Below are 24,559 nucleotides of genomic sequence, written 5' to 3' on the forward strand. Positions count from 1 at the left end.
ACCTCCGACACCATCCGGCAGCGACGAAAAAGGTGGGGCGAGGACCTCAGGTCCTCGCCCCACCTCACACGTTCACCTCATCCGGTGGAACGTCCTGGTCTTCCGTCAGCTGCAGCCGCTGGTGGAGCCGCAGCCCTCGCAGAGGTAGCAGCTGCCGGCGCGGCGCATCTTGGTGCCGCAGGAGAAGCAGAGCGGCGCGTCGGCGTTCAGGCCCAGCTGGATCTCCATCAGCTCGGTCGAGTTGTGGGCCTGGGCCGGGGTGGCCTTCGGGGCCGGGGCGGCGGCCGGGGTGACCGGGGCGGACTGGACGAGGGTCTCGGTGTCCAGCTCCTCCTCGACCTCCAGCGGCTCGTAGGAGCCCGTCTCCAGGTGGCGCTGGCGCTCCTCGACGGAGTGGATGCCGAGCGCCGAGCGGGTCTCGAACGGCAGGAAGTCGAGCGCCAGGCGGCGGAAGATGTAGTCGACGATCGACTGCGCCATCCGCACGTCCGGGTCGTCGGTCAGACCGGCCGGCTCGAAGCGCATGTTGGTGAACTTCGAGACGTAGGTCTCCAGCGGCACGCCGTACTGGAGGCCGACCGAGACGGCGATGGAGAAGGCGTCCATCATGCCTGCGAGGGTCGAGCCCTGCTTGGACATCTTCAGGAAGACCTCGCCGAGGCCGTCGTCCGGGTAGGAGTTGGCGGTCATGTAGCCCTCGGCACCACTGACCGTGAAGGAGGTGGTGATGCCCGGGCGGCCCTTGGGCAGGCGCTTGCGGACCGGGCGGTACTCGACGACCTTCTCGACCGCGGCGGCGGGGGCCACCGGGGCGGCCTCGGCCTTGGTGTCCTCGCCGGACTTCTTCTTGGCCGAGAGCGGCTGGCCGACCTTGCAGTTGTCGCGATAGATCGCCAATGCCTTGACGCCCATCTTCCACGCCTCGAAGTAGATCTCCTCGATCTCGTCGACCGTGGCGGCCTCGGGCATGTTGACCGTCTTGGAGATGGCGCCGGAGATCCACGGCTGGATCGCCGCCATCATCCGCACGTGCCCCATGGCCGAAATGACACGCTCGCCCATGGCGCAGTCGAAGACCTCGTAGTGCTCGGTCTTCAGGCCCGGCGCGTCGACCACGTTGCCGTGCTCGGCGATGTGGGCGACGATCGCCTCGATCCGCTCGTCCTGGTAGCCGAGGCGCTTGAGGGCGCGCGGGACGGTGCCGTTGACGATCTGCATCGAGCCGCCGCCGACCAGCTTCTTGAACTTGACCAGCGCGAGGTCCGGCTCCACGCCGGTGGTGTCGCAGTCCATCATCAGGCCGATGGTGCCGGTCGGGGCGAGCACCGAGGCCTGGGCATTGCGGAAACCGTTCTGCGCGCCGAGCCGGAGCACGTCGCCCCAGGTGTCGGTGGCCGCGGCCCAGACCGGGGCGTCCAGCTCGTCGACGGAGACGGCGGCCTTCGAGGCGTCCGCGTGCTGCTTCATGACCCGCTGGTGCGGGGCGGCGTTGCGGGCGTAGCCGTCGTACGGGCCGACGACGCCGGCGAGTTCGGCGCCGCGGCGGTAGGCGGTGCCGGTCATCAGGGAGGTGATGGCGCCGGCCAGGGCGCGGCCGCCCTCGCTGTCGTAGGCGTGGCCGGTGGCCATCAGCAGGGCGCCGAGGTTGGCGTAGCCGATGCCCAGCTGGCGGTAGGCGCGGGTGGTCTCGCCGATCTTCTCGGTCGGGAAGTCGGCGAAGCAGATGGAGATGTCCATCGCGGTGATGACCAGCTCGACGACCTTGGCGAAGGTCGCGGCGTCGAACGAGTCGTCGTCGCGCAGGAACTTCATCAGGTTGAGCGAGGCGAGGTTGCAGCTGGAGTTGTCCAGGTGCATGTACTCGGAGCAGGGGTTGGACGCGTTGATCCGGCCGGACTCCGGGCAGGTGTGCCAGTGGTTGATGGTGGAGTCGTACTGGATGCCGGGGTCGGCGCAGGCCCAGGCGGCCTCGGCCATCTTGCGGAAGAGCTTCTTCGCGTCGACGGTCTCGATGACCTCGCCGGTCATCCGGGCGCGCAGGCCGAATTCGGTGCCGTTCTCGACGGCGGTCATGAATTCGTCGCTGACCCGGACCGAGTTGTTGGCGTTCTGGTACTGGACGGAGGTGATGTCGTCCCCGCCGAGGTCCATGTCGAAGCCCGCGTCGCGCAGGGCGCGGATCTTCTCCTCCTCCTTCACCTTGGTCTCGATGAAGGCCTCGACGTCCGGGTGGTCGACGTCGAGGACGACCATCTTGGCCGCGCGGCGGGTGGCGCCGCCGGACTTGATGGTGCCGGCGGAGGCGTCGGCGCCGCGCATGAAGGAGACCGGGCCGGAGGCGTTGCCGCCGGAGGAGAGGAGCTCCTTGGAGGAGCGGATCCGGGAGAGGTTGAGGCCGGCGCCGGAGCCGCCCTTGAAGATCATGCCCTCTTCCTTGTACCAGTCGAGGATCGACTCCATGGAGTCGTCGACGGCCAGGATGAAGCAGGCGGAGACCTGCTGGGGCTGCTTGGTGCCGACGTTGAACCAGACCGGCGAGTTGAAGCTGAAGACCTGGTGGAGGAGGGCGTGGGTCAGCTCGTGCTCGAAGACCTCGGCGTCGTCCGGGGTGGCGAAGTAGCCGTTCTTCTCGCCGGCGGCGCGGTAGGTGAGCACCACGCGGTCGATGATCTGCTTGAGGCTCCACTCGCGCTGCGGGGTGCCGACGGCGCCGCGGAAGTACTTCGAGGTGACGATGTTCACCGCGTTGACCGACCAGAAGTCGGGGAACTCGACACCGCGCTGCTCGAAGTTGATCGAGCCGTCGCGCCAGTTGGTCATGACGACGTCGCGCCGCTCCCAGCGGACCTCGTCGTACGGGTGCACGCCAGGGGTGGTGTAGATGCGCTCGACCCGCAGTCCGCCCTTGGGCGCCTTGCCGGCACCCTTCGCCGCGGTCTTGTCGGACTTCGACCCGCGTGCGGAACCGCTCGTGGTGTCTGTCACTGTTCCTCCTCCTGGTTGGGCAAACGCCCGAAGTGCCCCGAAAAGTCCGGGCACGGCTGGTTCGCTCTTCCGGTGTGCGGGCAGGCGGGACGCCGTCTGCTTGCGCACGATTTGTCATGATCTGTGCACCGATTTCGGGCACACGTCGGCCCTACGGGGAGCCGTGTCGGCCCCGGTGGGGGCCATGAGGTGCTGCCGACCCCGGAAGGGGCCGATGTGGGCCGCGCCGGCTAGGGCGCGGCGGCGGCGACGGGCACGCAGGCGCCGTCCGCCTCGGAGACGGGACGCTCGGCGCGGAGTTCCGCGATGGCGGCCTCGAAGTCTTCCAGTCCGTCGTACGCCTGGTAGACGCTGGCGAAGCGCAGGAAGGCGACGACGTCGAGTTCCTTGAGCGGGCCGAGTATGGCCAGCCCGACGTCATGGGTGGTGAGCTCGGCGTTGCCGGTGGCCCGCACGCACTCCTCGACCCGCTGGCCGAGCTGGGCGAGGGCGTCCTCGGTGACCGGGCGGCCCTGACAGGCCTTGCGGACGCCGGAGATGACCTTCTCCCGGGAGAACGGCTCGGTGACGCCGCTGCGCTTGATGACCATCAGGGCGGCCGTTTCCACCGTGGTGAAGCGGCGACCGCAGTCCGGGCACTGCCGGCGACGGCGGATGCAGCTGCCGTCCTCGGTGGTCCGGCTGTCGACGACGCGGCTGTCGGAGTGCCGGCAGAAGGGGCAGTGCACCTGAGGATCCCTCCTTGGCAGGACGTGCGGACTGGTCGAGTCTATGCGATCCGGAGGCGCTGCGGGCAACCCGATCTTGAGGCCTCGACCACAAGTACTGGGCCACGGGGAGGACTGTAGCCACTACATGTAGGTCTACGGCGGATCCGAGGGCGCTGGCGTGTCGGCGCCGACTAAACTGCCGGAAGCGACTTCGGGTCGAACATTTAATCGATGTACAACAAAGCCTTGATCGAGTCAGCCAACTCCCGAATAATTCACTCGAACGTGTGTTTGGCGCAACCTTTCGATACGAGGTGCGTTGGGCTGGAAAAAGGAGAGGACAGCCGTCGAGAGGGGCCGCCGTGAACACCGTCGAAAGCAACACCATCCCGGTGCAGGAACACTCCCAGCTCAAGGTGGGGCAGCGCACCACGAATCAGCAGAGTGTGGACATCACCATGGACCGTAGCGAAGACCACCGCCTCGCCGGCCCGGGCCATTCCGGCGTGGGCCGCGTGCCGGACCAGCCGATCGAACACTCCCCCGTGCTCGATGACGCCCACCCCGCGCCGACCAGGTCGGCGCCCGGCCGCCCGCCCGGGATCCGCACCGACGAGGCCGGCCTCACCGAGCGCCAGCGCCGGGTGATCGAGGTCATCCGGGACTCCGTCCAGCGGCGCGGCTACCCGCCGTCCATGCGCGAGATCGGCCAGGCCGTCGGTCTGTCCAGCACCTCCTCGGTCGCGCACCAGCTGATGGCCCTGGAGCGCAAGGGCTTCCTGCGCCGCGACCCGCACCGCCCGCGCGCCTACGAGGTCCGCGGCGTCGAGGTGGCCCGGCCGAACACCGCCGAGACCGCCGGCCGCCCGTCCACCTCGTACGTGCCGCTGGTCGGCCGGATCGCCGCCGGCGGCCCGATCCTGGCCGAGCAGACGGTCGAGGACGTCTTCCCGCTGCCGCGCCAGCTGGTCGGCGAGGGCGAGCTGTTCGCGCTCACCGTGCGCGGCGACTCGATGATCGAGGCGGCCATCTGCGACGGCGACTGGGTCACCGTCCGCCGCCAGCCGGTCGCCGAGAACGGCGACATCGTGGCCGCGATGATCGACGGCGAGGCCACCGTGAAGCGGCTCAAGCGCGAGGACGGCCGGATCTGGCTGATGCCGCACAACCCGGCGTACGAGCCGATCAACGGCGACAACGCGACCATCCTGGGCAAGGTGGTGGCGGTCCTGCGCCGGCTCTGACGGCCGCACCGCCCGCCGCACTCGCCCACCACGTACGGGAAGGGGCTCCACGCGACACCGCGCGGAGCCCCTCCGTCGTTCCCCCGGAAGAACCGCCCTGCTCAGCCCCGCTTCACCACCGGCCGGACCGGCGCCGCCGAGGCGTCGATCGAGGCCAGCGAGCGGCGCACCTGGTTGCGGTCGGTGGTGTACCAGAACTCCGGCATCGAGGACCGGAAGAAGCCCCCGTACCGCTTGGTCTCCACCCGCGGGTCGAGCACCGCCACCACGCCCCGGTCGTCCGCCGCCCGCACCAGCCGCCCGGCGCCCTGCGCCATCAGCAGCGCCGCGTGGGTCGCCGCGACGGCCATGAAGCCGTTCCCGCCGCGCTGTTCGACGTCCTTCTGCCGGGCGCTCATCAGCGGGTCGTCCGGACGCGGGAACGGGATCCGGTCCATCACCACCAGCTGGCAGGCCGAACCGGGCACGTCCACGCCCTGCCAGAGCGAGAGCGTGCCGAACAGGCAGCTGGTCGCGTCGGAGGCGAACTCCCGGATCAACTCGCCCAGGGTGTCCTCCCCCTGGAGCAGGATCCGGTGGTCCAGCCGCTCCCGCATCGCCTCGGCGGCCGTCTGGGCGCCGCGCATCGAGGAGAACAGCCCGAGCGTCCGCCCGCCGGCCGCGCCGATCAGATCGGCCAACTCGTCCAGCATGTCCGGCCGTTCGGGGTCGCGCCCGGGGTCGGCCAGGTGCTTGGCGACGTACAGGATGCCCTGCTTGGGGTACTTGAACGGCGAGCCGACGTCGATGCCCCGCCAGTGCGGCACCGGCTCGTCGTCGCCGAAGGCGGCCGGCTCCGGGCTGTCGCCCGGGGTGCGCACGTCCGGCAGCCGGGCCTCGGACGGCAGGCCGACCGAGCCGGCCACGCCGTTGAAGTCGCCACCGAGCTTGAGGGTGGCCGAGGTGAGCACCACCGAGCGCTCCTTGTACAGGCCCTCGCGCAGCAGCCCGGAGACGCTCAGCGGGGCGACCCGCAGCGAGGCGGTGCCCGGGCCGAAGCGGTCGCTGCGCTCGATCCAGACCACGTCGTACTCGGAGTCCTGGAGCAGCCGGTCGGCGGTCTCGTGCAGCGCCTCGGCGGAGGCCATCGCCTGCTTGCGGACGGCGTCCTCGTCGCTGAGCCCCTTGTCCCTGGTCTCGCCGAGCGAGGTGATCACCTGCCGGGAGGCGTCCCGGATCGCGGTAACCGCGTAGCCGAGGTACTCGGGCAGCTCCTCGACCCGGCCGGGCTGGGCGGTCTCCATCAGGCCGTGGTAGTTCTCGGCGGCGGCCTGGAGGGCGTCGACCGCCTTCTCGTTGGCGAGCCGGGCGGCGCGCTTGACCGTCCGGTTCACCGCGCCGACGGTCAGCTCGGCGGTGGCCGCCCCGGTGACCCGGTTGACCAGCTCGTGCGCCTCGTCGACGATCAGCAGCCCGTGCTCGGGCAGCACCGGCGCGCCCTCGATCGCGTCGATCGCGAGCATCGCGTGGTTGGTGACCACGACGTCGGCGAGCTTGGCCCGCTCGCGCGCCTTCTCCGCGAAGCACTCCTGGCCGTAGGCGCAGCGGGTGGCGCCCAGGCACTCCTTGGAGGTGACCGAGAGCTGGGCCCAGGCCTTGTCGGAGACGCCGGGGGTCATGTCGTCCCGGTCGCCGGTCTCGGTCTCGTCGGCCCAGTCGCGCAGCCGGAGCACTTCCTTCCCGAGCTTGCCGGTGGGCCCGCCCATCGCCTCGACCGGGTCGAACAGGCCCTCGCCCTCGTCGCTCGGGGTCCCCTCGTTGGCCCGGTGCAGGCAGAGGTAGTTGGAGCGGCCCTTGAGCATCGCGAACAGCGGGCGGCGGCGCAGCACCGGGTGCAGCGCCTCCACGGTGCGCGGCAAGTCCCGCTCGACCAGCTGGCGTTGCAGCGCCAGGGTGGCGGTGGCGACCACCACGCGGTCCCCGTGGGCGAGGGCCGGCACCAGGTAGGCGAGGGACTTGCCGGTGCCGGTGCCGGCCTGCACCAGCAGGTGCTCGCCGTGGTCGACGGCGTCGGCGACGGCCTCGGCCATCCGGAGCTGGCCGGGGCGCTCGACGCCGCCGACGGCCGCCACCGCGGCGTGCAGCAGCTCGGGGATGCGGGTCCGGGGGACGGCCTCGGCCGGGGCGTCCGCGCCGCTGTCGGAGCGGTCGGCGTCCTCTGCGGGGAGCTGGGATTCGGAGTCGTTCGTCATGGCCCTTCCACCCTACGGGGCAGGGGTGACAATCCGGTCCCGCTGTCCGGGCAGCGGCGCCTCCCCACCCTCGGCTAGCGGGTTGCCGACGGTGCCGTGGCGGGCCGCGTGCGGGCGGTGCGGGCGGTCCCCGTAGCCGTCCAGCAGCAGCCGGTTGCGGTTGAGGCAGAGCCGGTCGATCCGCGGCCGGAACAGGTCGAACAGCGCGTACCGCTCGGCCAGCTCGGGGAACCGCGCCTGGTGGCGGAGGATCTCGGCGCGCAGCAGCGCCCAGAACTCCTCCTCGGCCAGCCCGGTCCGCGCCTCCAGCAGCGGGGCCAGGTAGCGGAAGACGCCGATGAACAACCCGGAGTGCAGGAACTGGCAGAGGCCCGCCGGGTCCTCGCGCAGCAGGACCGCGTCGACCTCGGCGGGCAGTCCGCGCAGCTCGGGCAGGTCCCGGTCGCTGAGGTTGACGTCGTCGACGAAGTCCTTGACCGCCAGCCGGACCGGGGTGTCCCGCTCGTCGAAGAGCACGATGGCGTTCTCGCCGTGCGGGGAGAAGACGAGTCCGTAGCGGTAGAGGAAGTGCAGCAGCGGCGGCAGCATCGCGGCGAACAGCCGGCCGGTCCACTCGGCGGGGGTGAGCCCGGAGCGGGCGATCAGCTCGGCGACCAGCGGGCGGCCGTCGGTGCCGGTCTGGAGCAGGGCGGCCAGGGTGCGGGCGCGTTCGCCGTCCGCCAGCGCGGGGCCGAGCGGTTCGCGCCAGATCGCGCCGAGCAGTTCCTTGTACTGGTAGGGGGCCTCGGGCAGCTCGCGGTAGAGCGGGTGGTCGACGGTGACCGAGGCGATCTCGCCGAGCAGCACCACCCGGCACTCGTCGCGCAGGAACGGGTCGGCGTCGCGCAGGCCGTGGATCCAGGCGGTGACGGCGGGCGCGGCGAGCGTGCGCTCGGTGGGCAGGCCGCGCCAGACCAGGGTGTTGAGGATGGCCAGCGGGAGCTTGACGGTGCAGCGCTCGGGGCGGCTCTCGTTGAAGAAGGAGCGGATCGACTGCTGGGGCAGCCGCAGGTCGCCGTCGGTGCCGAGCGGGACGATCTCGCCGGAGGCGATCCACGGGGCGAACAGCGGGACGACGGTCTCGTCCCACTGCCAGGGGTGGACCGGCAGCAGCAGGTAGTCGTCGGCGGCCGGGCCGAGCGGGGCGCGCAGCGCGTCCGGGTCGTCGAGTTCGCGGCGGTACAGCCGCTCGGGGTCGGTCAGGCCGGGGACGCCCCGGTACTCGGCGAGCCGGCGGTGGACGGCGAGCCAGGGCAGCGGGCGGGCGGTGCGGGCCTCGGGGGCCCAGCGGGCGGTGTCGGCGGCGGAGAAGCCGAGCCGGCCCTTGTTGGGGACGATCCACGGGTGGCCGCCCTGCCGGCCCTCCAGTTCGGTGTGGCCGAGGTCGGCGAGTTCGGCGGCGGTGAGGCCGGTGGCCAGCAGGTGGGCGTCGGCGATCAGGGTGGCGGTGAGCTCGCGGAGCAGGTGGCCGGTGGTGTCGCCGCGCAGGCCGAGGGTGTGCCGGGCGTACGCGAGGAAGCGCAGCGGGTCGAGGCCGTCGGGCCGGTCGCACCGGACGGAGCCGGGGTCGACCAGCCAGCCGCCGTAGGCGCCGCGGCGGGCGGTGAAGCGGTACTCGGCCTCGGGCAGGGCGAGCAGGTGGCCGCCGGTGCCGTCCGGGACGGGGGTGATCAGCTCCTCGTAGGCGAACTCGCCGAGCATCTTGGCCAGCAGCGCGCGGCCGGCCCGCTGCCAGTGCCCGGCGGTGAGCTGCGGGGGCAGGTACAGCGGCGGTTCAGCGGCCGGCGGTTGCGGCACGGGTCGGCTCCTGGGGTCGGGGGAGGTCGGCGACGGACGGGGTCGGGGCTTCGGCGGACGGGACGGCTGCGGACGGGGCTTCAGCGGACGGGACGGCTGCGGGCGGCGCGAAGCCGGTCCAGGCGGTGCGGGTGGGCAGCCGGTGGACGGTCCGGCCGGTGACGGCGTTGAGGATCACCGCGGCCCGGTGGGCGCCGAGCCCGAGGTCGGGGGTGCCGACGCCGTGGGTGTGCAGTTCGCCGTTCTGCACGTACAGCCCGCCGGTGACCTCGGGCCTGGTGGCCACCCGGTGGTCGAGGTCGACCCGGTAGCGGCCGGCGCCGTCCCAGTCGATCAGCCCGGCGAGCGGTTCCAGGGCGGCCGGACGGGCCGCCCGGTAACCGGTGGCGAGCACCACGGCGTCGGTGCGCAGCACGTGCCCGGTGCCGGAGTCGGTGTGCTCGCAGCGCAGTTCGAGCCCGCCGCAGGGGCCGGGCCGGGCGTCGGTGACGGCGGTGCCGGGGGTGATCTCGACCGGCGCGCTGTCGATCGGCCGGCCGACGGTGCGCTCGTACAGGTGGTCGTGGATCTCGGCGAGGGTCTCGGCGGAGGCGGCCTTGTGCAGCTGCCACTGGGCGTCGACCAGGGTGTCCCGGACGGCCTCGGGCAGGCCGTGGAAGTACCGGGTGTAGTCGGGGGTGAAGTGTTCCAGGCCGAGCTTGGAGTACTCCATCGGTGCCAGCGCCCGGGTGCGGGTGAGCCAGCGCAGCCGGACGCCGTCGCCGTCGTGGCGGCGCAGCAGGTCCAGGAAGACCTCGGCGCCGGACTGGCCGCTGCCGACCACGGTGATGTCCCGGGCGCCCGCCAGGTCGGCCCGCCGGTCGAGGTAGTCGGCCGAGTGGAAGGCGCGCGGGTGGCCGTCCAGGGCGGCGAAGGCGGCGGGCCGGGTCGGCCGGGTGCCGACGCCGAGCACCAGGTGGCGGGCCTCGACGGTGCGGGTCCGGCCGGTGGCGGTCTCGCGCAGCTCGGCGCGGTAGCGGTCGCCGGCCCAGTGCAGGGCGGTGACCTCGGTGCCGAAGCGGCAGTTGGCGAGCCGCTCGGCGGCCCAGCGGCAGTAGTGGTCGTACTCGCGGCGGGTGAGCTGGAAGCGCTCGGTGAAGTAGAAGGGGAAGAGCCGGTCCTGTTCGCGCAGGTGGTTGAGGAAGGACCAGGGGTTGGTCGGGTCGACCAGGGAGACCAGGTCGGCGAGGAAGGGCACCTGCATCCGGGCCCCGTCGACCAGCATCCCGGGGTGCCAGCGGAACTCCGGGCGCCGGTCGCAGAACAGGGTGCGCAGGCCGGGAACGGGTTCGGCGAGCGCGGCGAGCGAGAGGTTGAACGGGCCGATGCCGACGCCGAGCAGGTCGTAGGGGCCGGGCGGGGGTGCTGGGGTGTCCATGGGTCGGGAACGTCCTAGGCGGGGTGCGGGGCGTGCGCGCGGTCACGGTGCGGGGCGCGGTCGCGGATCATCAGGGCGGCGCGCTTGGCGGGCAGGTCGAGTACGGCGGCGAGCCGGAAGCCGGCCCGTTCGAAGGCGCGGACGGAGCGCCGGTTGCGGACGTCGGGTTCGGCGACCACCCGCTGGCAGTGCGGCCGTTCCCGCAGGACGCGGTCGGCGAGGGCGGCCAGCAGGGTGGCGCCGAGGCCCCGGCCGCGGCTGCCGGCGGGGCCGAGCAGCAGGTGCAGGCCGGTGTCGTGGGGCCGGGCGCGGTAGTGCGCGGCGAGCGGGTCGAGATCGGCGCGGTAGACCTCCCAGTAGCTCATCGGGACGGCGTCGAGCAGGCCGAGGCAGGGCAGGCTGTGCCGGTCGCCCTCGGGGCCGGTGCCGTCGGGTCCGGCGCCCTCGGGTCCGGCGCCCTCGGGTCCGGCGCCGCCGGGTCGGACGCCGTCGAGCTGGGCGCGCAGGTGCCGCTCGGTGACGGCGGGCGGGCCGGCGAGCTCCCAGAAAGCGGCGACCTCGGGGTCGTTCATCCAGTCGGCGAGCAGCCCGAGGTCGGCGGGGAGCCGGACCGCCCGGAGCCGGAACTCCCCGGCGGCGGTGGCCATGGCGCCCCACCCGGACGGCTCGTCGGTGCCGGTCACGGCCCGGCCGGACGGCTCGTCGGCGCCGGTCACGCCCCGGCCGGACGGCTCGTCGGCGCCGGTCACGCCCCGGCCGGACGGCTCGTCGGCGCCGGTCACGCCCCGGCCACCGGGTTGGGGATGTCGACGTAGACGGACTGGGTGGCGACCGGGCCGACCAGTTCGTCCAGGCCCTGGATCCGGGTGAGCAGGTTGGCCTTGCACGGCAGGGTGGGCGCGTCGAGCAGCAGGGCGGGCAGCGCGGAGCCGGTGGCGGTGACGGCCGGGCCGGCCAGGAAGCGGCGGAGCGCGGCCAGCAGCACCGTCTCGTCGGCGAGCTGCTGGGAGCCGAGGGCGCCGATCAGGCCGAGGACGTGGTTGATGCCCAGGTAGTAGGCGAAGTGGTGGTCGATCACCGGGTCGTCGAGGAAGGTGTCGCTGCGCGCGCCGAGGCCGGGGAGCCGGGCGGTGAGCCGGTCGGCGGCGCTCTGCCGGTAGTAGTAGCCCTGGTTGTCGCGGTAGCGGCCGCCGGTCGGCCAGCCGTCGGCGTCGAGCAGGACGAGGCTGTTCTGCTGGTGGGCCTCCAGCGCGATGCCGGCCCGGCCGTCCAGCCAGAGGACGGGCAGCACGACGGCGTCCAGGTAGCGCAGGAACCATTCGGCGGCGACGGTGGGCAGCGGGCGGCCGGTGCGGGCGGCGAGCGCGCGCAGCAGGTCGCCGAGCCGGGAGGGGACGGTCTCGGCCGCGCCGTGCGGCCGTTCGGCGACCAGCCCGGCCACGCAGTAGGCGCGCGTGGCCGGGGCGAAGGGCTGGGCGCGCAGCACGGTGTCCAGGCCGCCGGGGTCGCCGAGGTCGGGGTGGTCGACGCCGATCCAGGCCGGGTCGCGGACGACGTCGAAGCCGGGGTGGGCGGCCCGCCACTCGGCGCCGAGGCCGCTCTCCAGCAGCCGGTGCATCTCCAGGCCGCGGTGCAGTTCCTTGCGGAGGTTCTCGCGGCGGGAGTTGGTGATCCGCAGGCCGAGCGAGAGCTTGAGCATCCACGGGGTGCCGGGCCGGTAGACGGTGCGCACCGAGGAGGTGGGGTACCAGGCGGCGCCGGCCGGGCCGAGGTCGTGCAGCCGGCCCTCGGCGAGCAGGGCGGCGACGGCCGGGCGGTGGGCGAGTTCGCGGGCCTGCCAGGGGTGCAGCGGCAGGGCGGCGGTGCCGGGCGGCAGCAGGGCGGGGTCGCCGAGGAGCTGGGCGGTGATCCGGTCGGCACTCTCGGTGAGGGCGGAGCCGGCGGCGAGCAGTTCGCGGTCGACGGCGTACCAGTGGAGCGGGAAGCAGCCGTGCAGTTCGGGCGAGTAGGCGGCGCTCTGGGCGGGGCCGAGGCCGTCCCGGCTCTTCGGGGTGGGGTGCAGCGGGTGGCCGAGCAGCAGGGACTGCTCGGCGGCGAGGAACTGCGAGCCCTCGGGCCCGCCGGGGGCCGGGGCGGGGGTGGTGCGGTGGTGGGTGAGGATGTCGGCGGTGCGGACCACCGAGTCGGCGACCCGGGCGGCGAGGTCGGCGATCCGGCCGGGGTCGGGCCGGTCGGCGGCCGCGGCGGCGAGCAGGGCGGCGGCGGTGACGGCGTCCACCGGGGTGCCCGGGGCCTCCCCCGCCGCGGTCGCCCCGCCGGGCGCGAGGGTGGCCGGGCCGAACCGGTGCCAGCCGGCCGGCGACCAGTGCCGGACCCGGGCGGAGAGCCGGGCGGCGCCGCCGAGGACGGGGATCCGCAGCTGTCCGTCCGGGCCGGGGACGGTGCCGGTCTCACGGGCCCAGCAGCGCAGCAGGGCTTCCAGGGCGGCCTGTTCGGCGGCGACGGCCGGGTCCGGGTGGAGCAGCCGGTCGGCCGGGACCGGACCGGCCGGGGTGGCGGGGCCGGCCGCGGCGGGGCCGGCGGGCCCGGGTCGGTGCGCCGGGAGGTCCGGCGGGGCTCCGGTGAGGGCGGTGCTCAATGCTGCTCCTTGGTGCGCGTGGGGTGCCGACGCGCGTGGGGTGGAGAGGAACCGGCGGGCGCTCGCACCGTCGCGTCAGGTAAGGGTTACCTATCCCTGAGGGGTGATCACAAGGACGGCTCACTCGTCCGAGTGAAGAGTGGTGAATGTTCAACACTCAGGAGCGAGCAAGGGCCCGCCGTGCCAACGAGCGGGCCCGGCCGACGTCACCCGACCGGCCGTGCGGCGCGGCGCCACGTCACAACTCGGTGACCCCGCCGCCGGCCGGAAACCGGGGGGCGGGCGGGGTCGTCCTGAAGGCCAGTGGGAGACTCCAGGACGGCGGTCCGCCGCCCACACCGAACCACCAGGGGGAAGCACACCATGCCAGCGATCCACCGGTCAGCCGTGGCCGCGGCCCTCGCCGCGGGGACCCTGTTCGCCGTCACCGCCTGCGGCCCGGACGGGCCTTCGGGCGGCGGGGGCACCGCCGCACCGCCGCCCGCCTCGGGCAGCGCGTCCGCCTCCGCCACCGCCGCGGGGGGCGGCAGTGGCGTGATCGGCGGCATCACCCTGCCCTCGGGCATCCCGACCAGCCTGCTGGAGGGCCTGCCGAAGAGCTGGGACGACCTGACGAAGTGGAAGTTCGAGGACTGGGACGCCTGGGCGTCCAAGCACGTCTTCAACAACCCGATCGTCAAGGACTTCTGGAACCCGGACAAGATGGGCGACTCCAAGCCGGCCGACCCGGCGCCGCCCACCGCCAAGCCCGCCGACGACGCCGGGGTCACCGACCCCGAGCCGCCGGTGGTCAAGGCCGTGCCGGTGCCCCGCCCGTACACCAAGCAGCCGTCCGGGAAGATCTTCTTCTCCGCCGAGGGCGGCCGCGGCAACTGCTCGGCCACCGTGATCCAGGACCCGGCGCGCCCGGGCAAGAGCAACCTGGTCTGGACGGCCGGGCACTGCGTCCACCCGGGCAAGGGCGGCAACTACTTCAAGGACCTGGTCTTCGTCCCGGCCTACAACAACTCGGGCGCGTCCAGCGGCGGCAAGAAGGCCCCGCTGGCCGAGCTGGCGCCGCTCGGCACCTGGTGGGCCAAGGACGTGGTGACCTCGCCGCAGTGGCTGGTCGAGGGCGGCGGCACCGGTGACGCGGCCAGCCAGTACGACTTCGCGATCATGCGGGTGAGCAACCAGAACGACACCGGCAAGTCGCTGGAGGAGACGGTCGGCGCGGCCGTCCCGGTCTGGTTCGACGCCCCGCGCGACAAGCTCTCGGTCACGGCGATCGGCTACCCGCTGTACAAGCCGTTCGACGGCCAGGAGCTGGAGAAGTGCGAGGGCGGCAAGCCGACCCGGCTGTCCTTCGACGCGAAGCGCCCGTCGATGCTCACCATCGGCTGCAACATGACCCAGGGGTCCAGCGGCGGCGGCTGGTTCGCCCCGATGCCGGACGGCAAGCTCGCCCTGGTGTCCAACACCTCGATCGGCACCCAGGAGCACACCTCGCTGAGCGGGCCGTACCTGGAGACGGTCGCCAAGCAGGCGCTGGACTGGATCACCAAGAAGAAGTAGCCGGCGCGAACGCCGGACGGGCCCCGGCCCCCTTCCCGAAGGAGGGGGACCGGGGCCCGTCCGTGTGCGGCGCGGCTCAGCCCCGCGGCATCAGCCCTGCGGCGTCAGCGCCACCGCGAAGTACTCCAGCTCGGCGGCCAGCTCGGCCGGCACCTTGGCGTGCAGCAGGGTGCCCTCGGCGGTGTGCTCGGTACCGAGCAGCTCGCCCTCGGCGTGCACCCGGGACACCAGGGCGCCCTGGGTGTACGGCACGAGCGCGTGCACCTCGACGGCCGGGCGCGGCAGCTCCTCGTCGATGAGCTTGAGCAGCTCCTCGATGCCCTGGCCGGTGCGGGCCGACACCACGATGGCGTGCGGCTCGCGGCGCAGCAGGCGCTGCAGCACGTGCGGGTCGGCGGCGTCGGCCTTGTTGATCACCACGATCTCCGGCACGTTCTGCGCGTCGACCGAGACGACCACCTCGCGGACGGCGGCCAGCTGCGTCTCCGGCTCGGGGTGCGAGCCGTCCACCACGTGCAGGATGAGGTCGGCGTCGGCGACCTCCTCCATGGTGGAGCGGAACGCCTCGACCAGGTGGTGCGGCAGGTGCCGGACGAAGCCGACGGTGTCGGCCAGCGTGTAGAGCCGGCCGCTCGGGGTCTGCGCCCGGCGCACGGTCGGGTCGAGGGTGGCGAACAGCGAGTTCTCCACCAGCACGCCCGCGCCGGTGAGCCGGTTGAGCAGGGAGGACTTGCCGGCGTTGGTGTAGCCGGCGATGGCCACGGACGGCACCTGGTGGCGCTTGCGCTCCTGGCGCTTGGTGTCGCGGCCCTTCTTCATCTCGGCGATCTCCCGGCGGAGCTTCGCCATCTTCTCGCGGATCCGGCGCCGGTCGGTCTCGATCTTGGTCTCACCGGGACCACGGGTGGCCATGCCGCCGCCGGACGAGCCGGAGCCACCACCACCCATCTGCCGGGAGAGCGACTGACCCCAGCCGCGCAGGCGCGGCAGCATGTACTGCATCTGCGCGAGCGAGACCTGCGCCTTGCCCTCGCGGGACTTGGCGTGCTGGGCGAAGATGTCGAGGATCAGGGCCGTCCGGTCGACGACCTTGACCTTGACCACGTCCTCCAGGTGGATCAGCTGGCCCGGGGTGAGCTCACCGTCGCAGACCACGGTGTCGGCGCCGGTGGAGGCGACGATGTCGCGCAGTTCCTTCGCCTTGCCGGAGCCGATGTAGGTGGCCGCGTCGGGCTTGTCGCGGCGCTGGATGACGCCGTCGAGCACCTGGGAGCCGGCCGTCTCGGCCAGCGCGGCGAGCTCGGCCATCGAGTTCTCGGCCTCTTCCAGGGTGCCGTCGGTCCACACCCCGACGAGCACCACGCGCTCCAGGCGGAGCTGGCGGTACTCGACCTCGGTGACGTCCTCGAGCTCGGTGGAGAGACCGGCGACACGGCGCAGCGCGGCACGCTCGCTGCGGTCGTACTGGTCGCCGTCGTAGTGGTGGCCGAGGTCCTCGTCGATGGCCGCGAGGTCCTCGTCCATGAGGGCTTCCGCCCGCAGACCGTCGATGCGGCGCGGGGCGTCGGCGTGGTCGCGGGTGTCGAACGTGGAGGTCATTCTGTCCTTTGGCTACTGGTACGGGTGGCCTGTGCGCAACCGTACGCGACGGTCGCGCAAGGAGTGTGCCCAGCTGCCGCCCCGTCTACCACTCGGGCGAGGTGTGAGCTACCCCTCGGGGCCGCGGGACCGGCTGAGACTCCTCTGCCCGGTGAACGCCGCGGTCCGGCCGTGAATTCCCCACGATGTTCGCACGCCGGGCGCGGACGGGTCATCCGCATTTCCGGCCGGCGCCGCAGGTTCCCCCGCTCCGGTCCCCGCCGGGGCCCCCGCCGCGGCCGCCGGGGCGCGGCCCGGACCGCCGCCCGCCGGGGCGTGCGGCCGCTCGACGTCGTACACCCCGGAGACCCGCAGCATCGCCCGCAGCACGCCGGCCAGCGCGGCCGGGTCGGGCAGCTCGACGGTGTAGGTGTGCCGGACCCGCAGCTCCTGCGGCGGCTCGACCTCGGCCGAGACGATCCCGACGCCCTCCGCCGAGATCGCCTCAGTGAGGTCGGCGAGCAGCCGGGGGCGGTTCAGCGCCTCGGCCCGCAGGGTGGCCCGGTAGCCGGCCGGCGGGGCGCCGCCGGGCCGCCAGCGGACCGCCAGCGCGCCGCGCCCGTCGGCCCGCATCCGCTCCCCGGCCGGACAGCCGGCCCGGTGCACGGCGACCGCGCCGGCCCGGATCGGGTAGCCGACGATCTCGTCCGGCGGCACCGGGGTGCAGCAGCGGGCCAGCCGGACCGGCGCCGCGGGGCGGTCGGCCACGGTGACCGGGGCGGCGGGGCGGTCGGCAGGCGGGGCGCTCCGGTCCGGCACCGCCGATCGGCGTCCGCTCGCTCTCCCCTCCTCCCCCTCGGCGCCGGCGCGCCCCTTCGGTCCGTGCCGGGGCGGTGCCGGGCGGCGCGGCGGGTGGTCGGCCAGCCAGCGCTCGATGGCCAGCCGGGCGGCCGGGGTGCGGGCGTGCGCGAGCCACTCGGGCGCCGGTCCGGACGGTTCGGGGCCCTCGGGGCCGCCGCTCCCCGCCGGTTCCCCGGCCGCCCGGGTGCCGTCGGCGCCGTCGCCGGGCCCGGCCCCCGCCGCCCCGGCCGGCCCGGTCTGCTCGGTCAGGATCGCCACCCGGTCGCCGTCCTGGAGGACGGTGGAGAGCGCGGTGAGCCGCCCGTTCACCCGGGCGCCGATACAGCGGTGGCCGGTCTCCTCGCCGAGCAGGTAGGCGGCGTCCACACAGGTCGCGCCGGCCCGCAGCTGAAGCGTTTCGCCGCCCTCGGTGACCACGGTGATCTCGCGGTCCCCGGCCAGGTCGGCGGTGAGCGCGGACCAGAAGGCGTCCGGGTCCGGGGTCTCCTGCTGCCACTCCAGCAGCCGGGAGAGCCAGCCGGGCCGGGCCGGGTCGGTGCGGTCCAGCTCGTCCCGGCCCGGCTCGCCGCCGCTCGCCCCGGGCTGGCGCGGGTCGCCCAGCGCGACCACCCCGGTCTCGGCGACCTCGTGCATCCGCCGGGTGCGGACCAGCACCTCGACCACCTCGCCGCCGGCCAGCGCGACGGCGGTGTGCAGCGACTGGTAGAGGTTGAACTTGGGGGCGGCCACGAAGTCCTTGAACTCGCCGGGCAGCGGCGTCCAGCAGGTGTGCAGCTCGCCGAGCACGGCGTAGCAGTCGGCGTTCTCCTCGACCACCACCAGCAGCCGCCCGAAGTCGGCCGGCTGCGGCGCCTGCGGCCGGCCGTCCGGGCCGGGCGCGGCGGCCCGCTTGAGCAGCACCCGGTGCAGCGACACGCAGTGCCGGGGCCGGACGGTGACCTCGGCGGCGACCCCGGCCTCGGCCAGCTGGCGGCCCAGGTCGCGGGCGAACGGGGCGAGCAGGGTGTCCGGTCCGTCCTCGTGCCGGGCGAGCAGGGCACGCGCGCGGGTGTGCTCCTCGGGGTGCAGGGTGGCGAAGACGATGTCCTCCAGCTCCGCCTTGAGCACCTGGATGCCGAGCCGCTCGGCCAGCGGGATCAGCACGTCCCGGGTGACCTTGGCGATCCGCACCTGGCTGGCCGGCTTCATGTGCCGGATGGTGCGCATGTTGTGCAGCCGGTCGGCCAGCTTGATCACCATCACCCGGACGTCGTCCCCGGTGGCGACCAGCATCTTGCGGAAGGTCTCGGCCTCGGCCGCCGCGCCGAAGTCGACCTTCTCCAGCTTGGTCACCCCGTCGACCAGGTAGGCGACTTCGGGCCCGAAGCCCTCGGCCACCTGCGCCAGCGTCAACTCGGTGTCCTCCACGGTGTCGTGGAGCAGCGAGGCGACCAAGGTCGTGGTGCCGGCGCCGAGTTGGGCCAGGATCATGGTGACGGCGAGCGGGTGGGTGATGTACGGCTCGCCGCTCTTGCGCTTCTGGCCGCGGTGGCTGGCCTCGGCCAGCCGGTAGGCGCGGCCGAGCAGGCCGAGGTCGGCCTGCGGATGGTGCCGCCGGTGGGCCTGGACCAGCGGTTCGAGGGCGTCCGGCACCGGCGGCCGGCCGGTGGCCAGCAGGGCGGCCCGCCCGGCCCGGCCGAGGGCCGCCCGGCCCAGTCCGCCGAGCGGCCGGCGGGACCCGGCCTGCCGTGCGGACGTCGGCTGCCCCGCCAGGGGCTGCCCTGCTTCGATGGTCATCGGCACCTCCGGCAGCAGTACCGGGAGCTTGGGCCGACCCGGTGGTCCATGCTACCGAGCAGAGCACGTTCCGCGATGCCCCGCTTCCCGTCCGTCATGGCTATCACCCGAACGGGGGGATTCGGCGCTGTACGAATTGGGCAAACGGACGCTGCCGCCCGGCCGGGCCGGACGAGCCCGGAGGCGGCGTCAGCCGGTGAGGGCCGCCAGCCAGCGCGGGTCGAGCTCGCCGCGGGCCACGATCACCGCCGGACCGGTCTTCTCCACCCGGCCGTCCGGGTGGACGGTGAGCAGCAGCCGGCCGCCCGGCACGTCCACGGTGTAGGTCACCGGCTCGCCGGTGACGGTCGGGTCGACGCCGTCCCGGCGGGCGGCGGCCACCGCGACCGCGCAGGTGCCGGTGCCGCAGGAGCGGGTCTCGCCGGAGCCGCGTTCGAACACCCGCATCGCGACGTGCCGCGGCCCGCGCTCCACCACGAACTCGACGTTGACGCCCTCGGGGTAGGCCGTCGCGGGGCTGGTCAGCGGCGCCTCCCAGAGGTTCCCGGCGTGGTCCAGGCTCGCCACGAAGGCCACCGCGTGCGGGTTGCCCATGTTGACGTTCAGGGCCGGCCAGCTCCGCTCGCCGACGGTCACCTCGATCCCGTCCGGACCGGGCAGCACCGCGCGGCCCATGTCCACGGTGACCTGGCCGGGGGTGCCGTCCTCGGCGTCCTCGGCGACCCGCACGGTCCGCACGCCCGCCCGGGTGGCCACCGCCAGCTCGCCCGGCTTCGCCAGCCCGGCCTCGATCAGGTAGCGGGCGAAGACCCGGACGCCGTTGCCGCACATCTCGGCGATCGAGCCGTCGGCGTTGCGGTAGTCCATGAACCACTCGGCCCGGTCCGCCTGGTCGGCCGCGGCCGGGTCGGCGGCCGACCGCACCACGCGCAGCAGCCCGTCGCCGCCGATCCCGGCCCGGCGGTCGCAGAGCGCGGCGACGGCCTCGGGGCCGAGCGTCAGCCGGCCGTCCGGGTCGGGGATGATCACGAAGTCGTTCTGGGTGCCGTGCCCCTTGAGGAAGGGGAGGCCGACGGGCTGCGCGGAGGATGCGGTCACCCTCCCGATGGTACTGAGCCGCCCCGGACTCCCCCGCTCCGGTTCACCTGCCGGACGCCCCGGAGGTGAGCGGGCGCCCCCTCCTACCGGCCGGAGAGGCGGACCACTCGCCAGAGGGCCAGCGCGCAGGCGGCCAGCACGATCAGGGTGTAGAGCACGATCGCCTTCCACCCGGCCCGCTCGCCGGTGCCGCGGCGCGGCAGGCCGGGCCACTTGTAGCCGGCGTGCCGGGCGGCCATCGCGCCCCAGCCGAGCGAGGCGGCGGTGAGCAGCAGGCCGAGCATCCCGATCATCGCCGAGCCGGCCCCGGCCGAGCCGAAGGCCAGCGGGAAGGCGAACATCAGCGAGCCGGCGGTGGCCAGCAGCGCGATCGGCAGGGTCTGCCACCAGCGGAGCCGGCGGCGCGGGCGGATCTCCCGCTCGTGCACGGCGCCGGCCGGGGCGCGGGTGTCCAGCGCGACCGCGTACGAGGTGGGCGCGTCGAGTCCGGTCAGCACCGGCAGGTCGGGCAGGGTCGAGGCGTCCAGGCCGTCGGCCTGCGCCGTGGCGCTCCCACTCATCGGCCCTCCGCCCATCGCCCTGGCGCCCTGGCCGGCTTCGGGGCCGGTACCCGTCGACACGCGGCCTCCCCTGACAGTTCGACACGAGTGCGGACTCGCGGCCGGGCACGGCCGACCCGCCCGGGCCGACCCTTATGACATCGATGATGGCATGTCCAGGGTGGCGTTCCGGGCCTGACCGGGGTCGACGGGTGATCCGTGGCCATCACGTGATCCGGCCGTGACCGCCGGGTCGTCCTGCACGGCCGTCTGCGCGCGCAACTGCACCGCCACATGGCCGGAAAGCACCTACCGGACGGCGGATTCCTGACGGTGGATCAGCTCCAGCGAGCGGTCCAGCAGCGCGACCGGGTCGGTGCCGGCCGGTCGGGCGAGCCAGTGGATCCGGTCGTCCCGGCGGAACCAGGACTCCTGCCGCCGGGCGAACCGCTTGGTGGCCCGGACCGTCTCGGCGCGCGCCTCGTCCTCGGTGCACTCGCCGGCGAAGTGGTCGAGCACCTGCTGGTAGCCGAGCGCCCGGGAGGCGGTCCGGCCCTCGCGCAGCCCGACCTGCTCCAGCTCCCGCACCTCGTCGAGCAGCCCGGCCGCCCACATCCGGTCCACCCGCAGGGTGATCCGCTCGTCCAGCTCGGGGCGCGGCACCGCGACGCCGATCTGCACCGCGTCGTAGACGGCGGTGTTGCTCGGAAGGTTGGCGGTGAACGGCTGCCCGGTGATCTCGATGACCTCCAGGGCGCGGACGATCCGCCGCCCGTTGGAGGTCAGGATGGCCTCGGCGGCGGGCGGGTCCAGCTCGGCCAGCCGCCGGTGCAGCGCGTACGGGCCGGCCTGCGCCAGCTCCTCCTCCAGCCGGGCGCGGACCGCCGGGTCGGTGCCGGGGAACTCCATCTCGTCGATCGCCGCCCGGACGTACAGCCCGGAGCCGCCGACCAGGACGGGGGTGCGGCCGGCCGCGAGCAGCCGGTCGATCTCGGCCCGGGCGAGCCGCTGGTACTCGGCGACGCTGGCCGCCTCGGTGACGTCCCAGACGTCCATCAGGTGGTGCGGGACGCCGCCGCGCTCCTCCCGGGTGAGCTTGGCGGTGCCGATGTCCATGCCGCGGTAGAGCTGCATCGAGTCGGTGTTGATCACCTCGCCGTCGAGGGCGAGGGCCAGGGCGACGGCCAGGTCGGACTTGCCGGCGGCGGTCGCGCCGACCACCGAGACGACGCGGGGCTGGGCGGGGGAGGAGCTGCTCACCGGTCAAGTCTGCCAAAGAACGCCGGCCGCCCGACGGGCCGCCCGGCCACCCGGCCCGGCCACACCGTCCGACCCGGTCCCGACCTGGCGAACATATGACCGATTGCACCGGTTTTCGGCCATCGCGTGCCGTTGCGAACGGTTCGGCCGTGATGGACGTTGTGAGAGAGACAGCAGAGGAAAGGTGAGGCGCCATGGGTCTGATGGACAACCTCAAGGGCAAGGCCGGCGAGTTCAAGGAGAAGGCCAGCGAGTTCGCCGGCAAGCACAGCGAGCAGATCGAGAACGCCGTGGAGAAGGCCGGCGGCGCGATCGACAAGGCCACCAAGGGCAAGTACAGCGAGAAGATCGAGCACGGCACCAGCAAGGCCAAGGGCGCGGTGGACGACTTCGCCCACAAGCCGCAGGCCCCGGGCGGCGGCCCGACGGACGGCACGCCCGGCCCGTCGGCCTGACCGGCCCGGGAGCCGCGTTCCGGCGGCTCAGCTCCAGGCGGCGACCAGGTACCCGACCCCGTACGGCGCGTCCTGGTAGCCCAGCCGCGCGGTGAGGCCGGCGCCCTCCGCGGCGCCGGCCAGCACCTGCCAGGGCGCCCGGCCCTCGGCCTTCAGCTCGGCCGCCAGGCCGGCGTCCAGCGCGGCCAGCGCCGCCGTGTCCGCCGAGCCCAGCGCGCGGGCCAGCTCGGCGTCGTACCCCTCGGCGCGCTCGTCCAGGTACCCGGGCGCCTTCACCGAACGGCAGGCGCTGCCGTCCCCCAGCACCAGCAGGCCGACCCGGTCGGCCAGCCCGGCCAGGCCCTGGCCCAGCCCGAGCATCCGGTCGGCGGGCGCGTCGGCGGGCACCGCGCAGGCGTGCGTCGGCAGCGTCACCCCGGCCCGTCCGAGCAGCCAGGCGCCGACGGTCAGCGCGGGCGGCAGCTCCGGACCCTCGGCCCGGCCGCCCGGCAGCCCCGCCACCAGCTCCACCCCGTAGCGGTGGAACGACCCGGCCCCGCCCTCGGTCCACACCTCGGCGTCCGGCCCGGTGCCGACCACCACCAGCAGCTCCGGCCCGGCCGCGAGCACCGCGGCCAGCGCCTCGTCACAGGCCGCGCGCAGCGGCTCCAGCTCGTCCGCCGCCCCGGCGGCGACCTCCGGGACGAGCAGCGGCGGGCAGGGGCAGACGGCGGCGGCAACCAGCATGTGGATCACTCTAGGCCCTGCCCCCGGACGGCCGGGAACCCCGACGCCCCCGGGAACGCCGACGGCCCGGCGGGACCGTCCGATCCCGCCGGGCCGTCGTGCGAACGGACCGGTCAGTCGCCGCAGCAGCCGCCCGCCGGAGCGGCGAGCGGGAGCGCCGCCGGGGCGCCGATCGACGGCAGGCCCAGCATCACGCCCGCCGGCTTGGCGGCCGGCTTGGCCTGGCGCTTCTCCCAGGCGTCGCCGGCCCGGGTGCGGCGCACCCCGAGGGTCGGCCCCTCCGCCAGCAGGTGGTGCGGGGCGGCGTAGGTGATCTCCACCGTGACCATGTCGCCCGGGCGGACCGGCTCGGCCGGCCGGGTGAAGTGGACCAGCCGGTTGTCGGGGGCGCGGCCGGAGAGCCGGTCGGTCTTGTCGTCCTTCTTGCCCTCGCCCTCGGCGACCAGGATCTCCAGGGTGCGGCCGACCTGCTTCTTGTTCTCGTCCCAGGAGATCTCCTCCTGGAGCGCGATCAGCCGGTCGTAGCGGGCCTGGACCACGGCCTTCGGGATCTGGTCGGCCATCTCGGCCGCCGGGGTGCCCGGGCGCTTGGAGTACTGGAAGGTGAAGGCGTTGGTGAAGCGGGCCTCGCGGACGACCTTCATGGTCTCCTCGAAGTCCTCCTCGGTCTCGCCGGGGAAGCCCACGATGATGTCGGTCGAGATGGCGGCGTCCGGCATCGCCTCCCGGACCTTCCTGATGATGTTCAGGAAGCGGTCCTGGCGGTACGAGCGGCGCATCGCCTTGAGCACGGTGTCCGAGCCGGACTGCAGCGGCATGTGCAGCTGGTGCATCACGTTCGGGGTCTCGGCCATCGCGGCGATCACGTCGTCGGTGAAGTCGCGCGGGTGCGGCGAGGTGAAGCGGATCCGCTCCAGGCCCTCGATCTGCCCGGCGGCGCGCAGCAGCTTGGAGAAGGCCTCGCGGTCGCCCAGGTCGGAGCCGTAGGCGTTGACGTTCTGGCCGAGCAGGGTCACCTCGATGACGCCCTCGTCGACCAGCGCCTCGATCTCGGCGAGGACGTCGCCGGGGCGGCGGTCCTCCTCCTTGCCGCGCAGCGCCGGGACGATGCAGAAGGTGCAGGTGTTGTTGCAGCCGACCGAGATCGCGACCCACGCGGCGTAGGCCGACTCGCGGCGGGTGGGCAGCGTGGAGGGGAAGGTCTCCAGCGACTCCAGGATCTCGACCTGGGCCTTGCGCTCGACCGCGGCCCGCTCCAGCAGCGCCGGCAGGTGGCCGATGTTGTGGGTGCCGAACACCACGTCGACCCAGGGGGCCTTCTTGACGATGGTGTCGCGGTCCTTCTGCGCCAGGCAGCCGCCGACGGCGATCTGCATGCCCTGGTGACGGGTCTTGACCGGCGCGAGCTGCCCGAGGTTGCCGTACAGCTTGTTGTCGGCGTTCTCCCGCACCGCGCAGGTGTTGAACACCACGAGGTCCGGGTCGCCGTCCTGCCCGGCCTTCACGTACCCGGCGTCCTCCAGCAGCCCGGAGAGCCGCTCGGAGTCGTGGACGTTCATCTGGCAGCCGTACGTGACGACCTTGTAGCTCTTCGATCCGCTGTCACCGCTCACCCAACCAGAGTACGGGCAGCCGCGAACGACTTTTCCCG

16 protein-coding genes and 1 pseudogene are annotated in these 24,559 nt (G+C 73.8%); 3 read left to right on the forward strand and 14 right to left on the reverse strand.

All coding sequences use genetic code 11. The features are described from left to right. Nucleotides 1–105 precede the first annotated feature (105 nt). Both AB0N76_RS04995 and nrdR read right to left on the reverse strand, forming a co-directional pair. Complete coding sequence (locus AB0N76_RS04995) at nucleotides 106–2,985, reverse strand: vitamin B12-dependent ribonucleotide reductase (RefSeq protein WP_363553251.1); 2,880 nt, start codon at nucleotides 2,983–2,985, stop codon at nucleotides 106–108. A gap of 230 nt (nucleotides 2,986–3,215) precedes the next feature. Next, entirely contained in the window at nucleotides 3,216–3,713 is a 498-nt protein-coding gene (gene nrdR, locus AB0N76_RS05000; protein WP_363553253.1) for a transcriptional regulator NrdR, read from the reverse strand. A 557-nt stretch (nucleotides 3,714–4,270) separates the two neighbouring features. On the opposite strand from nrdR, the pseudogene lexA reads away from it, so the two are divergent. Next, nucleotides 4,271–4,939: pseudogene (gene lexA / locus AB0N76_RS05005) on the forward strand (transcriptional repressor LexA); the annotation flags it as partial. A gap of 101 nt (nucleotides 4,940–5,040) precedes the next feature. Here the strand turns inward: lexA and AB0N76_RS05010 are convergent. From AB0N76_RS05010 to AB0N76_RS05030, 5 genes are all read right to left on the reverse strand, one after another. Further along, entirely contained in the window at nucleotides 5,041–7,170 is a 2,130-nt protein-coding gene (locus AB0N76_RS05010) for an ATP-dependent DNA helicase (protein WP_363553255.1), read from the reverse strand. A gap of 12 nt (nucleotides 7,171–7,182) precedes the next feature. Continuing rightward, nucleotides 7,183–9,006 carry an IucA/IucC family siderophore biosynthesis protein gene (locus AB0N76_RS05015; RefSeq protein WP_363553257.1) on the reverse strand — a complete coding sequence of 608 codons (1,824 nt, stop codon included), beginning with the start codon at nucleotides 9,004–9,006 and terminating at the stop codon, nucleotides 7,183–7,185. Beyond that, a complete protein-coding gene (locus AB0N76_RS05020) occupies nucleotides 8,984–10,423 on the reverse strand; it encodes a SidA/IucD/PvdA family monooxygenase (protein ID WP_363553259.1) in 1,440 nt (479 codons plus the stop codon). Before AB0N76_RS05020 ends, AB0N76_RS05015 begins: the two co-directional genes overlap by 23 nt. A gap of 14 nt (nucleotides 10,424–10,437) precedes the next feature. After that, nucleotides 10,438–11,106 (reverse strand): GNAT family N-acetyltransferase, encoded by a 669-nt coding sequence (locus AB0N76_RS05025; RefSeq protein ID WP_363553345.1) that lies wholly within the window; start codon nucleotides 11,104–11,106, stop codon nucleotides 10,438–10,440. Nucleotides 11,107–11,201: 95 nt separating this feature from the next. Further along, the gene (locus AB0N76_RS05030) at nucleotides 11,202–13,061 is read right to left on the reverse strand and encodes an IucA/IucC family protein (RefSeq protein WP_363553261.1); all 1,860 of its coding nucleotides are present in this window, start codon (nucleotides 13,059–13,061) and stop codon (nucleotides 11,202–11,204) included. Between the two features lie 363 nt (nucleotides 13,062–13,424). On the opposite strand from AB0N76_RS05030, the gene AB0N76_RS05035 reads away from it, so the two are divergent. Further along, nucleotides 13,425–14,615, forward strand: a complete 1,191-nt coding sequence (locus AB0N76_RS05035; RefSeq protein ID WP_363553263.1) for a trypsin-like peptidase domain-containing protein — start codon at nucleotides 13,425–13,427, stop codon at nucleotides 14,613–14,615. A gap of 90 nt (nucleotides 14,616–14,705) precedes the next feature. Here AB0N76_RS05035 and hflX read toward each other — a convergent pair whose 3' ends face one another. The 5 genes from hflX to miaA all read right to left on the reverse strand — a co-directional run bounded on the left by hflX (nucleotide 14,706) and on the right by miaA (nucleotide 21,727). Continuing rightward, a complete protein-coding gene (gene hflX, locus AB0N76_RS05040; protein ID WP_363553265.1) occupies nucleotides 14,706–16,214 on the reverse strand; it encodes a GTPase HflX in 1,509 nt (502 codons plus the stop codon). Between the two features lie 108 nt (nucleotides 16,215–16,322). Continuing rightward, complete coding sequence (locus tag AB0N76_RS05045) at nucleotides 16,323–18,830, reverse strand: HD domain-containing protein (protein WP_363553267.1); 2,508 nt, start codon at nucleotides 18,828–18,830, stop codon at nucleotides 16,323–16,325. Between the two features lie 189 nt (nucleotides 18,831–19,019). Continuing rightward, entirely contained in the window at nucleotides 19,020–19,928 is a 909-nt protein-coding gene (dapF, locus tag AB0N76_RS05050; protein ID WP_363553269.1) for a diaminopimelate epimerase, read from the reverse strand. 83 nt (nucleotides 19,929–20,011) lie between these two features. Beyond that, nucleotides 20,012–20,488: a hypothetical protein gene (locus AB0N76_RS05055; RefSeq protein ID WP_363553271.1), complete on the reverse strand. Its 477-nt coding sequence runs from the start codon at nucleotides 20,486–20,488 to the stop codon at nucleotides 20,012–20,014. A 288-nt stretch (nucleotides 20,489–20,776) separates the two neighbouring features. Continuing rightward, entirely contained in the window at nucleotides 20,777–21,727 is a 951-nt protein-coding gene (gene miaA / locus AB0N76_RS05060; protein WP_363553273.1) for a tRNA (adenosine(37)-N6)-dimethylallyltransferase MiaA, read from the reverse strand. Nucleotides 21,728–21,921: 194 nt separating this feature from the next. On the opposite strand from miaA, the gene AB0N76_RS05065 reads away from it, so the two are divergent. Continuing rightward, nucleotides 21,922–22,182: an antitoxin gene (locus tag AB0N76_RS05065; RefSeq protein WP_363553275.1), complete on the forward strand. Its 261-nt coding sequence runs from the start codon at nucleotides 21,922–21,924 to the stop codon at nucleotides 22,180–22,182. Between the two features lie 27 nt (nucleotides 22,183–22,209). Here the strand turns inward: AB0N76_RS05065 and AB0N76_RS05070 are convergent, their stop codons facing one another. Continuing rightward, the gene (locus AB0N76_RS05070) at nucleotides 22,210–22,908 is read right to left on the reverse strand and encodes a class III extradiol dioxygenase subunit B-like domain-containing protein (RefSeq protein ID WP_363553277.1); all 699 of its coding nucleotides are present in this window, start codon (nucleotides 22,906–22,908) and stop codon (nucleotides 22,210–22,212) included. 113 nt (nucleotides 22,909–23,021) lie between these two features. Further along, nucleotides 23,022–24,521, reverse strand: a complete 1,500-nt coding sequence (gene miaB / locus AB0N76_RS05075) for a tRNA (N6-isopentenyl adenosine(37)-C2)-methylthiotransferase MiaB (protein WP_363553279.1) — start codon at nucleotides 24,519–24,521, stop codon at nucleotides 23,022–23,024. Nucleotides 24,522–24,559: the final 38 nt, after the last annotated feature.

Source organism: Kitasatospora sp. NPDC093806 (assembly GCF_040683335.1).
Classification (GTDB): Bacteria; Actinomycetota; Actinomycetes; order Streptomycetales; family Streptomycetaceae; genus Kitasatospora.